Origin of the sequence: Rhizobium sp. ERR 1071 (assembly GCF_007828675.1) — a bacterium.
Lineage (GTDB): Bacteria > Pseudomonadota > Alphaproteobacteria > Rhizobiales > Rhizobiaceae > Rhizobium > Rhizobium dioscoreae.
The window spans coordinates 701,940-716,178 of the sequence record NZ_VITM01000001.1; the positions used below are offsets into that span (position 1 = coordinate 701,940).

The 14,239-nt window shown below is 58.8% G+C and carries 11 protein-coding genes; 4 read left to right on the forward strand and 7 right to left on the reverse strand.

All coding sequences use genetic code 11. The features are described 5' to 3' along the window. Positions 1-163: 163 nt before the first annotated feature. Both FBZ99_RS03550 and FBZ99_RS03555 read left to right on the forward strand, forming a co-directional pair. Positions 164-1,207, forward strand: a complete 1,044-nt coding sequence (locus tag FBZ99_RS03550; RefSeq protein WP_113328963.1) for a glycoside hydrolase family 25 protein — start codon at positions 164-166, stop codon at positions 1,205-1,207. Positions 1,208-1,401: 194 nt separating this feature from the next. Further along, positions 1,402-2,673: a L,D-transpeptidase family protein gene (locus FBZ99_RS03555; protein ID WP_145631376.1), complete on the forward strand. Its 1,272-nt coding sequence runs from the start codon at positions 1,402-1,404 to the stop codon at positions 2,671-2,673. A gap of 62 nt (positions 2,674-2,735) precedes the next feature. Here FBZ99_RS03555 and dnaE read toward each other — a convergent pair whose 3' ends face one another. Further along, entirely contained in the window at positions 2,736-6,230 is a 3,495-nt protein-coding gene (gene dnaE / locus FBZ99_RS03560; RefSeq protein WP_113328965.1) for a DNA polymerase III subunit alpha, read from the reverse strand. Positions 6,231-6,586: 356 nt separating this feature from the next. On the opposite strand from dnaE, the gene FBZ99_RS03565 reads away from it, so the two are divergent. Both FBZ99_RS03565 and FBZ99_RS03570 read left to right on the forward strand, forming a co-directional pair. Next, positions 6,587-7,174, forward strand: a complete 588-nt coding sequence (locus FBZ99_RS03565) for a hypothetical protein (RefSeq protein WP_145631379.1) — start codon at positions 6,587-6,589, stop codon at positions 7,172-7,174. A 79-nt stretch (positions 7,175-7,253) separates the two neighbouring features. Beyond that, positions 7,254-7,721, forward strand: a complete 468-nt coding sequence (locus FBZ99_RS03570; protein WP_145631382.1) for a DUF5680 domain-containing protein — start codon at positions 7,254-7,256, stop codon at positions 7,719-7,721. Positions 7,722-7,728: 7 nt separating this feature from the next. Here FBZ99_RS03570 and FBZ99_RS03575 read toward each other — a convergent pair whose 3' ends face one another. The 6 genes from FBZ99_RS03575 to FBZ99_RS03600 all read right to left on the reverse strand — a co-directional run bounded on the left by FBZ99_RS03575 (position 7,729) and on the right by FBZ99_RS03600 (position 14,236). After that, on the reverse strand, positions 7,729-8,412 hold the full coding sequence (locus tag FBZ99_RS03575) for an ABC transporter ATP-binding protein (protein ID WP_145631385.1): 684 nt from the start codon (positions 8,410-8,412) through the stop codon (positions 7,729-7,731). A gap of 14 nt (positions 8,413-8,426) precedes the next feature. Beyond that, positions 8,427-9,737, reverse strand: a complete 1,311-nt coding sequence (locus tag FBZ99_RS03580) for a lipoprotein-releasing ABC transporter permease subunit (RefSeq protein WP_145631388.1) — start codon at positions 9,735-9,737, stop codon at positions 8,427-8,429. 26 nt (positions 9,738-9,763) lie between these two features. Next, the gene (proS, locus tag FBZ99_RS03585; RefSeq protein WP_145631391.1) at positions 9,764-11,086 is read right to left on the reverse strand and encodes a proline--tRNA ligase; all 1,323 of its coding nucleotides are present in this window, start codon (positions 11,084-11,086) and stop codon (positions 9,764-9,766) included. Between the two features lie 622 nt (positions 11,087-11,708). Next, on the reverse strand, positions 11,709-11,984 hold the full coding sequence (locus FBZ99_RS03590) for a DUF1467 family protein (RefSeq protein WP_069614963.1): 276 nt from the start codon (positions 11,982-11,984) through the stop codon (positions 11,709-11,711). A gap of 149 nt (positions 11,985-12,133) precedes the next feature. Continuing rightward, on the reverse strand, positions 12,134-12,538 hold the full coding sequence (gene mce, locus FBZ99_RS03595) for a methylmalonyl-CoA epimerase (RefSeq protein WP_069614964.1): 405 nt from the start codon (positions 12,536-12,538) through the stop codon (positions 12,134-12,136). Positions 12,539-12,562: 24 nt separating this feature from the next. After that, entirely contained in the window at positions 12,563-14,236 is a 1,674-nt protein-coding gene (locus FBZ99_RS03600) for a ribonuclease J (RefSeq protein ID WP_145631394.1), read from the reverse strand. Positions 14,237-14,239: the final 3 nt, after the last annotated feature.

The window sequence follows — 14,239 nt, forward strand, 5'->3', positions numbered from 1 at the left end:
GTGATTTTTGGCTGTGTCGCAAATAATCGCACCACGCGCGCGATTCTTTCGCGCGCAAAAGCTCGGATTCAAACTTTTTTGGTAAATTTCCATTAGGACTTGGGTTCTGTAACTTTCCGGCGGCGTGAACTCGTCGCCGAGTGTGTTTTGCGTACGGGTTCCTATGCGTCTATCGGCTGTATCGACCATTTTTCTCGCCTGCCTGACGATTTCAGGCTGCGCCGCCCGAGGTGAGCGCGAAGCCGCGCAAGCCGCACCGCCTTCGAAAGAATTGACGAGTTCCATTGCAAAGACCAGCAGGCCGGTGCCGTCGGTCGAAATCGGCGAAACGGTTTCGCGCGTCGAGCGACAGCAGGCTCTCGCAGTCGCCATGCCGACGAACCTCCGTCCGGAGGGGATCATGCCTTCCGATCAGAGCGACGACGGTGACGCACCCGTGCCGCTGCAGCGGCCGCTCGCCATGCTCTCTCCATCAAACCCGATGCCCCGCGCCCTGAGGCAGCAGCCGATGCAGATCTACAGCCATCGCTTCCGCGATGCCAAGCCGATCAACTTCGGTACGTCTACCTCGCCCCGGAAGCTCGCCGTCCATGGCGTCGACGTCTCGCGCTGGCAGGGCGAGATCGACTGGGATACGCTGCGCACACAGGGTGCGAACTTCGTCTACATCAAGGCAACGGATGGCGGCGATCATCTCGATCCCATGTTCAAGAAGAACTGGCGTGCCGCCCAGCAGGCCGGCCTGAAGCACGGCGCCTATCACTTCTTCTATTGGTGCCGGACTGCGGGAGAGCAGGCCGACTGGTTCATCCGCAACGTGCCCAAGGAGGCCGGAGCGCTGCCGCCTGTCATCGACGTCGAATGGAATGGCGAGTCGAGCTGCAAGCGGCGTCCTTCGCGCGAGCAGGTTCTCGCCAAGATGCAGGTCTTCATGGACAAGCTGGAAAAGCATTACGGCCAGCGCCCGATCGTCTACACCGCACCGGATTTCTATCGCGACAATCTCAGCGGCGAGCTGCTCGACTACCCCTTCTGGCTGCGCGCCGTGGCTCAACATCCATCCAAGGTCTATCCGGGCCGCAAATGGCTGTTCTGGCAATATTCCGGCTCCGGCGTATCCCATGGCGTCGAAGGCAGGATCGACCTCAACGCCTTCCACGGCAGCGAGCAGGACTGGCACAACTGGGTGGCCTCCAACGTCCACTGATCGCACATAAGCCGCAGATTTCATTCATCGCCGAAGCAGAGTGTGGCCGCCCCGCTTCGGCGATGCTGTATTGGGCTGGCATTCGGCGAACTCACGTTTTCATGGACGCGGAAAGGCATGAGTTTTCGGCAAGTCTTCCTTAAACTTCGAAGTCTAACCTTGGGCGCAACGAGTATTGCGTTCTGGTTGTGTCTATGAAGCCATTTTTGTTGCTGGGGCTCGCGCTGTTGTCAGCCACCGCCCTTTCTCATCCCGTCTTTGCTGCGCCGGATGCCCGCACCCTGCAGATCGTGGTGTCGAAGGACAGGCAGTCGCTTGCGGTCTATGACGGCGACAAGGTGATCGCGACTTCGAAGGTTTCCACCGGCAAGCGCGGGCACACGACCCCGAGCGGCATCTTCTCCATTCTGGAAAAGAAGGTCTATCACGAGTCCAACCTCTACTCGGCCTCGCCTATGCCCTTCATGCAGAGGCTGACCTGGTCGGGAATTGCGCTGCACGAGTCCAACTCGGTGCCGAATTATCCGGCGTCCCATGGCTGCGTGCGCATGCCGAAGGCCTTTGCCAAGATGCTCTATCAAATGACCGAGCGCGGCGTCCATGTCGTCATCGCCGATCAGCCGCTCGTGCCGCAGCCATTCGAAAACGCGACGCTGTTCCAGCCGCTGCCAGCACCACCGCCGGCGCTGTTTTCCGGCATCGAACTGCGTCCCATGACCGCGAGCTTCCTGCCGCAGGCACAGCCGTTGCAGGTCGCGACGAATGACGTAACCTCGATCAAGATACCGAAGGCACAGGAGACTCTAGCGCCACCGGCCGATCCAGCGCCGCTCAGCATCCTCATCACCCGGCGCGGGCTGCGCGAAAACGTGCGCGACCTACAGGGCATCCTGAACGGAATGGGCTTTATCACCGGAACACCCGACGGGATGCTCGGGCCGGCGACGGTGCAGGCGATCGAAGACTTCAAGAAGGCACATAATATCAAGACGACGGGCGGCCTTGTCAGCCCCGCGCTGATGAAGGCGGTCTATGCCGCCGCCGGCAAGGGCGAACCGCCGAACGGTGCGATCATGGTCCGCCAGAACTTCAAGCCGCTCTTCGAAGGCCCCGCAATTATCGCCGAGCCGCAAGAAGCGCTCGGCGTGCATTTCTTCACCGCCAACGCCATCGACCGGATCAGCGGAAAGGCCGACTGGTTCGGCATGACGCTCGAAGAAGATTTGAGCAAGCAGACGAAGAAGCGCTACGGCATCACCAGCGAGGAGCAATCGCAATCGTTCGACGCAGCCGGACAGGCGCTCAATCGCATCACCATTCCCGACGATATCCGTCACCGCATCGAGGATTTGCTGACAGCCGGATCGTCATTGACGATTTCCGATACCGGTGTCGGACCGGAAACCGGCAACGAGACCGATTTCATCACCATTACCAACAATGGCGCGCTGGGTAAGAAGGGCTAGAGCCTTTTTGTTTTTACGCAATTCCGGACGGAAAACCGCTATCCACTTTTCCTGGAATTGCTTCAGACCAGCTCCACGTCGATCACGCCGGGTGCCGTGCGCAAGGCAGCAGCGATTTCGGGCGTGATGCGATATTTCTCCGGCAGTGCCACCTCGACCTCGCGCATTCCTTCCTCCTTGATGACGATGAAGGAAACCAGGCCATCGCCCTTGGCGTTCAGATGCGCGGCAACGGCTTTCAGCGGGCCGGAATCGCGGACATAGACGCGTAGTGCCTTCTGCATCTGCAACGACTTCTCCTCTAGCGACTGCGCCGTCTGCAGGCGCAGGCTGATGCCTTCCGGGCGCTCATCTGCCTGGGCGGTAATGACGAAGGATTTGCCGACTTCGAGCACGTCACGATACTGGTTGAGCGTTTCCGAGAAAAGCACGGCTTCGAACTGGCCCGAGGCATCAGAGAAGACGAAGATGCCCATCTTGTTGCCGGTGCGCGTCTTGCGCTCCTGCTTGGAGATAACCGTGCCGGCGAGACGGCCGTTGCTGGCGCCCTGCTTTACGGCGGCGGAGAACTCGGCAAACGGCTGCACCCGCATCTTGTCGAGCACACTCTTATAAGTATCGAGCGGATGTGCCGTCAGATAGAAGCCGAGCACCTGGAATTCGCGCAGCAAACGCTCCGAGGCGAGCCATGGCGTATAGGGCGGAAACACGATCTTTTCCGGACCGGAGGCTGCACTTCCGAACATGTCATGCTGGCCGCTGCGCTTGTTTTCCTGCGCCACCTGGGCATAGCCCATGATGCGATCGAGGCCGGCGATCAGCTGGGCGCGGTCGATTTCGAAGCAATCGAAAGCGCCGGCGCAGATCAGGCTTTCCAGAACGCGGCGGTTGATCTGCTTGGGATCGATGCGCAGGCAGAAATCTTCGATGCCGGCAAAGGGTTTGTCGCCGCGCACCTCGACGATATGGTCGACGGCGGATTCACCGACGCCCTTGATGGCCGCCAGAGCATAATAGATGCGGTTATCACCCGTCTCGAAATGGCGGAACGAGGTCTGCACGGAAGGTGCGATGACCTCGATGCCAAGCCGCTTGGCATCCTGACGGAAGTCGTTGACCTTTTCGGTGTTGGACATATCGAGCGTCATCGACGCTGCCAGGAACTCCACCGGATAGTGCGCCTTCATATAGGCGGTCTGGTAGGAGACGATGGCGTAGGCGGCGGCATGCGACTTGTTGAAGCCGTAATTGGCGAATTTCGCGAGCAGATCGAAGATGACGTCGGCCTGGCCCTTCGAAACGCCGTTCTTGATGGCTCCGTCGACGAAGCGCTCGCGCTGCTGGTCCATCTCCGCCTTGATCTTCTTACCCATGGCGCGGCGCAGAAGATCCGCTTCGCCGAGCGAATAGCCGGAAAGCACCTGGGCGACCTGCATCACCTGTTCCTGGTAGACGATAACGCCCTGGGTTTCCTTAAGAAGATAGTCGATCTTCGGATGGATCGATTCGATCTCTTCCTCGCCATGCTTGCGGGCATTATAGACCGGGATATTCTCCATCGGGCCGGGACGATAGAGCGCTACGAGCGCGATGATATCCTCGATGCAGTCGGGACGCATGCCGATCAGCGCCTTGCGCATGCCCGCACTTTCCACCTGGAACACGCCGACCGTCTCGCCGCGCGAGAGCATCTCATAGCTCGGTTTGTCGTCGAGCGGTATGCTGGCAAGATCGATCGAGATGCCGCGCTTGGCAACGAAATCGACGGCCGTCTTGAGGACAGTCAGCGTCTTCAAGCCGAGGAAGTCGAACTTCACCAGACCGGCCTGCTCCACCCATTTCATGTTGAACTGGGTGACCGGCATGTCGGAGCGCGGATCGCGATACATCGGCACGAGCTTCGACAGCGGACGGTCGCCGATCACGATACCGGCGGCGTGCGTCGAGGCGTGGCGATAGAGGCCTTCGATCTTCTGGGCGATGTCGAGCAGACGAGCGACGACCGGCTCCTTGTCCGCCTCCTCCTGCAGGCGCGGCTCCTCCTCGATCGCCTTGCTGAGCGGGGTCGGATTGGCGGGATTGTTCGGCACCAGCTTGCAGATCTTGTCCACTTGGCCATAGGGCATTTCGAGCACGCGACCGACGTCGCGCAAGGCTGCGCGCGCCTGCAGCGAACCGAAGGTGATGATCTGCGCCACCTGCTCGCGGCCGTATTTGGCCTGCACGTAACGGATCACCTCTTCGCGCCGGTCCTGGCAGAAGTCGATATCGAAGTCCGGCATGGAGACGCGTTCCGGATTGAGGAAGCGCTCGAACAGCAGCGAGAAGCGCAGCGGATCGACGTCGGTGATGGTCAGAGCGTAGGCGACCAGCGAGCCCGCACCGGAACCGCGGCCCGGGCCGACGGGGATATCGTGGCGCTTGGCCCACTTGATGAAGTCCGCGACGATCAGGAAGTAGCCGGGAAACTTCATGCGCTCGATAACGCTGAGTTCGAATTCCAGCCGCTCGCGATAATCCTTTTCCGCATAGCCGGGTGCCATGCCGAGCGAGGCGAGACGCTGGTCGAGACCCTCAATCGCCTGAGCGCGCAGCTCGGCGGCCTCGGCGCGTTCCGCCTCCTCCGCATCGTCCGTGGCGCCGGTGAAGCGCGGCAGGATCGGCTTGCGGGTCTTCAGGATGAAGGAGCAGCGGCGAGCGATCTCGACCGTATTCTCCAGCGCTTCGGGCAGATTGGCGAAGAGTTTCGCCATGTCGGCACGGCTCTTGAGATAATGATCCGGCGTCAGGCGGAACCGCGTATCGTCCGAGACAATGGCATTGTGGGCCACCGCCATCAAAGCGTCATGCGCATCATAATCATCCCGCGTCGGGAAAAATGCTTCGTTGGTGGCAACGAGCGGGATGTCATGCTCATAAGCAAGCTTGATCATCTTCTGCTCGTGACGACGATCATAGGTGCCATGGCGCTGCAATTCGACATAAAGCCTGTCGCCGAACAGCTGCTTCAGCCTCAACAACCGAGAGAGCGCCTGGGCGGCGTGCCCTTCTTTCAACGCCATATCGACGGGACCGGTGAGCGAACCGGTGAGTGCAATCATTCCTTCCGTGCCGATTTCATCCAGCCATGATGCTGCAATGTGAACGGCGCTGTTGCCCTCGCCGCCGAGATAAGCGCGGCTGACGAGATCAACGAGGCGCTCATATCCCCGCTCGGTTGCGGCAAGCAGAACGATGGATGGCAGCTTCGCCAGAGCCTGCTGCGGCCCGCGCTTCTCGCCCTCGCCGCCATCCTCCATATCGATCGACAGCTGACAGCCGATGATCGGCTGCAGCCCCTCATCCATCGCCTTTTGCGAGAATTCCAGGGCAACGAACAGATTGTTGGTATCGGTAATGGCAATAGCCGGCTGACTGTCCCCGGCAGCCTTGGCCAATATCTTCTTGAGCGGCAATGCGCCCTCTAGCAGAGAATAGGCGGAATGAACCCTGAGGTGCACGAATTCCGGCATTTCGCCGACCGGCGCTGCCGCGCCGCTGCCACCTGCATCCGCCATTTCATACCCTTCCGCACACCTGAATGAATCAGCGGCATTTTCGGCATTGCGGACCGTAAAGTCCAGAAGTTTGCTCCCATCAAATATGGGAACAGCATGTGCAAATGGGGGACAAAACTTACATCGCCATCATGATGAGGGAAAAGCTGGCAACGAACATGACGATGGAAGTGAATGCTGCAACGTCTCGAATAATGTCGGTCATTTAGGCGCTCCTTACTCGTTATGTTTCTTTTTTGTTCCATTTTTGTTCGAGAGTCAATAGACACATCAGGAAATTTCATTGGACGGTTTTCTGCCCTCAGATGGACGCCGGCACAACCGAGCGTTATGCAAGGGCAAACAGGGAGATCACGATGAAATCACTTGCCTGCGCTCTCGCCATTCTTTTGACCGCAACTGCGGCTCAAGCAGAAAATACATCTGCACCCGAGCGCATCGTCGACGCTGCAATCGGCGACTGGAACAAGGACGGGAAACCGGACCTTGCCATTCTGGTAGCTCCCCCGGCGGACAAGCAGGCCGAAACCTCCATCGGCATCTACATCTATCTGCGTGACAACGAGCATTCCCTATTGCAATTGGCAGCAAGCGCTCCTGACAAGATCTGGGGTAGAGCCAGCGGTGTTTACGGCCAGGAACCTTCGATCGCCGCGCTGCCGAACGGTTCGATCGCAATCACCTCGCAGAACGATGCAATCGGCCGCGATCGTTGGCATCAAACGCTAACACTTGCCTATCGCAACAACGGTTTCGTGGTGGCCGGCTACACTTACGATGCCCGCGATACGCTCGAACCGGATAATAGCCAGACCTGCGACTACAATGTATTGACCGGTAAGGTGACGAAAGGCAGCAAGACGCTGAAGACCGACGCCAAGACCATCAACATTCAGGATTGGCAGGATGAGATCGGGGAGAAGGCCTGCGGGCTCGGCCATTAACAACGCATGTTCACTTTTTGTTCTTTACACTTCTTCGGATCCATGGCATCTTGGCCGCTCACCAAAATTGGAGAGGGTCATGCCGGATCTTGCCGAGCTGAACGATTTTATTGTCGCCGCCAAAGCCGAGACCTATGTTGGTGACGGCGAGCGGCTGCCGTCCTGCCGAAGCGGCTCGCATGACATCGGTTATGCGAGCGGCCGCTGGCGCTATCTCGACAGCTATTTCGGCGGCACGGATTTCGCGGGACAGGAACTCGTCTGGCATGACGACAAGCCGGTATGGGCCATGAACTATTTCGGCCATATCGTCGAGCCCGATCTGATCGACGGAACGCGAGCCGGCATGGTTATCAAGGCGGCACTTCTGCGCCTCTATCAGGATGAAAAACGTTTTCTAGGCGGCTTCGAATTCGAACATGTCTATGGCCGCTATATCGACCGCAGCACCGGATCGTGCGACCACTTTATCGGGCACGAAGCCATCATGGTGAAAGAGCGCAAGGCCTATGAGCTGGATTATCGCGGTGGCCTGATCGTCCCGTAACGGCCAATCAGACTTCGACCACCTTGCCTTCACTCAGCGTGACACGGCGATCCATCCGGGCCGCAAGCTCGTGATTGTGGGTGGCGATCAGAGCAGCGAGGCCTGACTGGCGTACCAGAGCCTCAAGTGCATCGAAAACGTAATGCGCCGTTGCCGGGTCGAGGTTGCCGGTGGGCTCATCCGCCAGCAGCACCAGCGGCGCATTGGCGACAGCACGGGCGATCGCGACACGCTGCTGCTCGCCACCGGAGAGCTCGGCGGGGCGGTGATCGCCACGATGGCCAATGCGCATGTAGTCGAGAAGCTGAGAAGCACGCTCGCTCGCATCTTTACGCGAGAGCCCGGAAATAAGCTGCGGCATCATGATATTCTCAAGTGCCGAGAACTCGGGCAGCAGGTGATGGAACTGATAGACGAAGCCTATTTCGCTGCGGCGCACGGCGGTCCGCCTATCGTCGGACAAGCCTTCGCAGGCCTGACCATTGACGAGCACCTCGCCGCCATCCGGATGCTCAAGCAGCCCGGCCACATGCAGAAGCGTCGACTTGCCCGTGCCTGATGGCGCGACAAGCGCGACGATCTCACCGCTATGCAAAGTGAAATCAGCGCCTTTCAGGATCGACAGCCGCGTCTCGCCCTGCCCGTAGTGACGCTCCACGCCAGAGAGCTGGAGAACGACGTTGCGTTTCATCAAATGGAATATCCTTATTCGTAGCGCAGCGCTTGCACCGGATCGAGCCGCGATGCGCGCCAAGCCGGAAAGATGGTGGCAAGGAAGGACAGAGTGAGCGCCATCACGATGACGGAGATGGTCTCGCCGAGGTTCATCTCGGCCGGCAATTTGCTGAGGAAATAGACCTCCGGATTGAAGATCACTGTGCCTGAAATCCAGGAGAAGAACTGGCGGATGGATTCGATGTTGAGGCAGACCAGGACCCCGAGTATGACGCCGGCGAACGTTCCGACGACGCCGATCGCCGCACCCGTCATGAAGAAGATGCGCATGATCGCGCCCGATGTCGCCCCCATGGTGCGCAGGATGGCGATGTCGCTGCCCTTGTCCTTCACCAGCATGATCAAGCCGGAGATGATATTCAGCGCGGCGACCAGAACGATCAGCGTCAGGATCATGAACATCGTGTTGCGCTCGACCTGCAGGGCCGAGAAGAAGGTAGCGTTGACCTGCCGCCAGTCCGTCAGGAAGATCTGCCGCCCGGCCGCCTCTTCGATTTTCGGCCGCAGCTGATCGACGTCATCGGGATTGGTGATGAAGAGCTCTATCTTCTCGACAATGCCCTCGGCATTGAAGAAGACCTGCGCTTCTTCGAGCGGCATGAAGACGACGGAGGAATCATACTCCGACATGCCGACCTCGAAGATGCCGGAGATCGTATAGGCTTTGACGCGCGGGTTAACACCAAAAGGCGTCACATCGCCATCCGGAGCCGTAAGGGTGATCTGATCGCCGACCGTCAGGCCCAATTGCCGGGCCAATCGGCTGCCGACCAGAACGCCCTGTCCGGAGGCGAAACCAACCATGTCGCCGGACACTATGTGATCGGAGACTGATTTGAGCTTGGTCAGATCTTCCGGGCGGATGCCGCGCACCAGCGCGCCGGTGCCGGAGCCGCCGCGGCCGGAGGCGAGCGTTTCGCCCTCGACGAGCGGCAGGGCCATGGTGACGCCCGGAACGGCAGAAAACTTCTTGGCCAGATCGGCATAGTCGTTTAGCGGCGAATCAATCGGCTGAACGACGACATGACCGTTGAAGCCAAGAATCTGTTTGAATAACTCGGCACGGAAACCGTTCATTACGGCCATGACGATGATCAGCGCCGCGACGCCGAGCATGATGCCGACCAGAGAGAAGCCGGCGATGACCGAAATCGAGGCTTCCTTGCGCCGGGAGCGCAGATAGCGCCAGGCCACAAGCCGTTCGAAACCGGAAAACGGGCGAGACGATAGGCCGGCCTTGAACGAATTTTCCTGCTGTTCCACTGCCGCGCTCACCGCCATTCGCCTTTCATCCCTTGTATCGTCAATCAGCCTGCCAGCCGATTGATCGCTGCCTCGACCGTCATCGTTTCGCGAGCGCCGGTCTTGCGGTCCTTCACTTCAACTTCGCCGTTCGCGATCGAACGCGGTCCGACGATGATCTGCACGGGCACGCCGATCAGATCGGCGGTCGCGAACTTCGTTCCGGCGCGATCGTCGCGATCGTCGTACAGCACATCCTTGCCGGCCTTCGACAGCGCGGCGTAGACAGTTTCGCAGGCGTCATCACAGGCCTGATCGCCGGCCTTCATGTTGATCACCACCACATCGAACGGCGCGACCGATTCCGGCCAGATGATTCCGTTCTCGTCATGCGAAGCTTCGATGATGGCGGGAACAAGGCGTGTCGGGCCGATACCGTAAGATCCCATGTGGACAGCATGTTCCTTGCCGTCGGGACCCTGCACCTTCGCGCCCATCGGCTCGGAATATTTCGTGCCGAAATAGAAGATGTGGCCGACCTCAATGCCGCGCGCCGACAGGCGATCGCCTTCGGGAATGGCATTGAAGGCGGCTTCGTCATGCATTTCCGAGGTGGCGGCATAGACCGAGGTCCACTTGTCGAAAATCCCCTTCAGGCCAGCAACATCATCAAAATTGGTGTCTTCGCCGGGAATGTCGAAATTGACGAAATCCTTGTGGCAGAAAACTTCCGACTCGCCGGTGTCGGCGAGAATGATGAATTCGTGGCTAAGATTGCCGCCGATCGGGCCGGTATCTGCCCGCATCGGGATGGCTCTCAGGCCGAGACGATTGAAGGTGCGCAGATAGGCGGCGAACATCTTGTTATAAGAATGCACTGCTCCTTCCTGCGTCAGATCGAAGGAATAGGCATCCTTCATCATGAATTCGCGCGAGCGCATCGTGCCGAAACGCGGACGGATTTCGTCACGGAATTTCAGCTGGATATGATAGAGGTTCAGCGGCAAGTCCTTGTAAGACTTGATGTAGGACCGGAAGATATCGGTGACCATTTCCTCATTGGTCGGGCCATAGAGCATAGGCCGATCCTGCCGGTCCTTGATGCGCAGCATCTCCTTGCCGTAGGCGTCATAACGGCCGCTTTCCTGCCAGAGCTCAGCCGACTGCAGCGTCGGCATCGACAGCTCGATGGCGCCGGAGCGGTTCTGCTCCTCGCGGATGATCTTGTTGACCTTGTCCAGCACGCGTTTGCCCAATGGCAGCCACGAATAGATACCCTGCGACTGCTGCCGGATCATGCCGGTGCGCAGCATGAGCCGATGGGAAACGATTTCAGCCTCCTTGGGGTTTTCCTTCAGGATGGGCATGAAGTAACGAGACAGACGCATGACGCTTGTTCCAGATGGTTTGACGTTCCGCTGGCGGCGGAATCGTTAGCAAATTATGTACTGGAGGCAGTTCATAACTGCTTCGGCGCAGGAAGGAAACCCGCATTCTTCAATAGAAGAATTTGACGAAAGCCTGAGAATACAGGGGATAGAGCCCATTTTCGATGTTTCGAAAAAGCGCACGTTTATAAGGATTTACGACGGAAATTCGTCAACAGAAAAATTCTGCGCGGCTGTAGCAAAAAAGCAAAAAAAAGGATGACAAAGCTCAATGTTTGAGCTAATTTTAGCTCACAAAAGAGGCAGGAAGGCTAAATTCTTGCCGTTTCGCGGTCAAGTCTTGGGAGGATCAGATCTTAGGCGCGCTCGTTCGCTGCCCCGGTAACGGATAAGGATCACGCGATACTTTAAAACAAGGCTTTTAGCCTTGTTTTTTTTTGCTTTCTCAGCTCAGCCTCGACGGTCCACGGATTTGCCCGAAATACTCGGCTCGTGCTTCTGCTGAAATAATATACATAGGCTGTAAATTCTTTGCTCCACGCTCATGACAAGCGTGTGACGAATTGATGGCGATCGCAAGGCACCCGCATTCCGGGCACCTTTAATCTACAGCTGTCACAGATCACTTGTAGCTTGGAACGATCTGCGGAATGGAATCTATACTCAGCCCGAAATAACGCGAGGCGATATACCACGCGCCATAAATAAGGGCCGATACCAGCGTTGTAGCAAGCACGACCCGCCAAGCACGAAATTTCGTCGGCGCACTTTCGACCGTACCCAGGATGACATGCTCATCCTCGGCCTGAGTACGCAAGCCAAAGGGCAGGACGGCGAAAAGCGTAATCCACCAGATGACGAAATAGACGGCGAAACCGGCGGCAATCTGCTGTGCCATTGTGCTCCCTTCGAGACGAGCCTGCTCGCCTCATCCTCTTCCAAACTGCTTATAGGGGCAAAGCAGTTGTCTTTCAAAGCGCCGATCAGCGCACTTAAAGCAGATTCAGATTTTACGCCAGTTCCGCCAAAAATCATCCGGCTCTGATGTCACACCTGCTCAAGCTCGATGAGCGTGCCGAAGAAATCCTTCGGATGCAGGAAGAGTACAGGCTTGCCATGCGCACCGATCTTCGGCTCGCCATTACCAAGCACGCGTGCACCGCTGGAAACCAGCTGATCGCGTGCCGCCAGGATATCCGCAACTTCGTAACAGATATGGTGCATGCCGCCATCCGGGTTCTTGGCGAGGAAGGAGGCGATGGGCGAAGCCTCGCCCAGGGGCTCGAGCAGCTCGACCTTGCTGTTCGGCAGCTCGACGAAAACGACGGTTACGCCATGCTCCGGCAAGGATTGTGGCGCGGATACAGTGGCGCCGAGCGTCTCGCGATAGGCTCGGGAAGCCATGGCGATATCGGGAACGGCGATCGCAATGTGATTGATGCGTCCCAACATGCCCCTCTCCTCCCCGCTCAGACCTCAGCCGCCAGTGCGCGTGACGAATACGGTCACGACCGGCTTCTTGCCCCAGCCCTGATTGGCGGCGGCACGCACCGCGCGGCGTACAGCCTCCTGCAGCATGTCCAGATCCTTGCGGCGCGCGCGCGGAATGCTCTCGATGGCACTGACAATGGCGTCGAAGAGCGTATCCTCCATCTCCTCGCCCTCGTCGTCATAGGCCGGCAGGCCGATCGGTACGAGGTCGGGATCACCGACGATGTCATAACGGGCATCGAGCACGACATTGACGGCGACGTGGCCGACATAGGAGAGCTTCTTGCGCTCGCCGATGCCCATCTCGTCAAAATCGCCGATCAGAATGCCATCCTTGAAGATGCGCCCATGCGGCGCCTCGCCGATGACCTCGACGGGACCGGGCGCAAGGCGCACGACATCGCCGTTGCGCACCCGCGGCACGGTGGCAATGCCGCTCTGTTCGGCCAGTTCCTTATGGGCGGTCAGATGCGTCGCCTCGCCATGTACGGGGATAACAACCTTCGGGCGCGTCCACTCGTACATCTTCTGCAGTTCGTTGCGCCGGGGATGGCCGGAAACGTGCACGAGCGCTTCGGCATCCGTCACCACATGCACCCCCTGCTCGATCAGGCCGTTCTTGATGTCCTGAATCGCCTTTTCATTGCCCGGAATGGCGCGCGAAGAAAAGACGACGATATCGCCAGCGGCCAGTGCGACATTGCGCATCTCATCCCGGGAGAGCTTGGCAAGCGCTGCGCGCGGCTCGCCCTGGCTGCCGGTCAGGATGACCACGACCTTGTCGCGCGGGATATAGCCATATTCGTCTTCAGCGATGAAGGGCTTGATACCTTCCATGAGGCCGATATCGCGGGCAACATCGACGACGCGCTTCAGCGAGCTGCCGAGCAGCAGCACTTCGCGGCCGGCGGCTTCGGCAGCCTCGGCAATGGTACGGATGCGGCCGACATTCGAGGAGAAAGTGGTGATCGCTACCCTGCCCTCTGCATCCTCGATAATCTTGCGCAGGCTTTCCGAGACGTCCTTTTCCGAAGGCGAAACGCCATCGCGCAAGGCGTTGGTGGAATCGCACATCAATGCCAGCACGCCTTCGTCGCCAAGCTGCCGGAAGCGGGTCTCATCGGTCAGCGGCCCAAGCGAGGGTTCGTGATCGATCTTCCAGTCGCCTGTATGGACGACATTACCGAGCGACGTGCGGATCATCAGCGACATCGGCTCGGGGATAGAGTGATTGACGGCCACGCCCTCGATCTCGAAAGGGCCGACATTGATGCGATCACCAGCCTTGAAAAGCGTCACCGGGATTTCGCCCATCGACTTCTCGTAATCGCGCTTGGCTTCAAGAAGGCCGGCGGTAAAGGCAGAGGCATAGATTGGAACATTCAGGCCCGGCCAAAGATCGTTCAATGCGCCATAGTGATCCTCATGGGCATGGGTGATGATGATACCCTTGAGGTTCTTGCGCTCCTTGGCAAGGAAACGGATATCCGGCAAGACGAGATCGACGCCAGGCAGATCCGGCCCCGGGAAGGTGACGCCGCAATCGACCATGATCCATTGGCGCTGTTCCGCCGGGCCGTAGCCGTAGAGCGCGAGATTCATGCCGATTTCGCCGACGCCGCCGAGGGGCAGAAACACCAGTTCGTCTTGCTTCGCCATGTG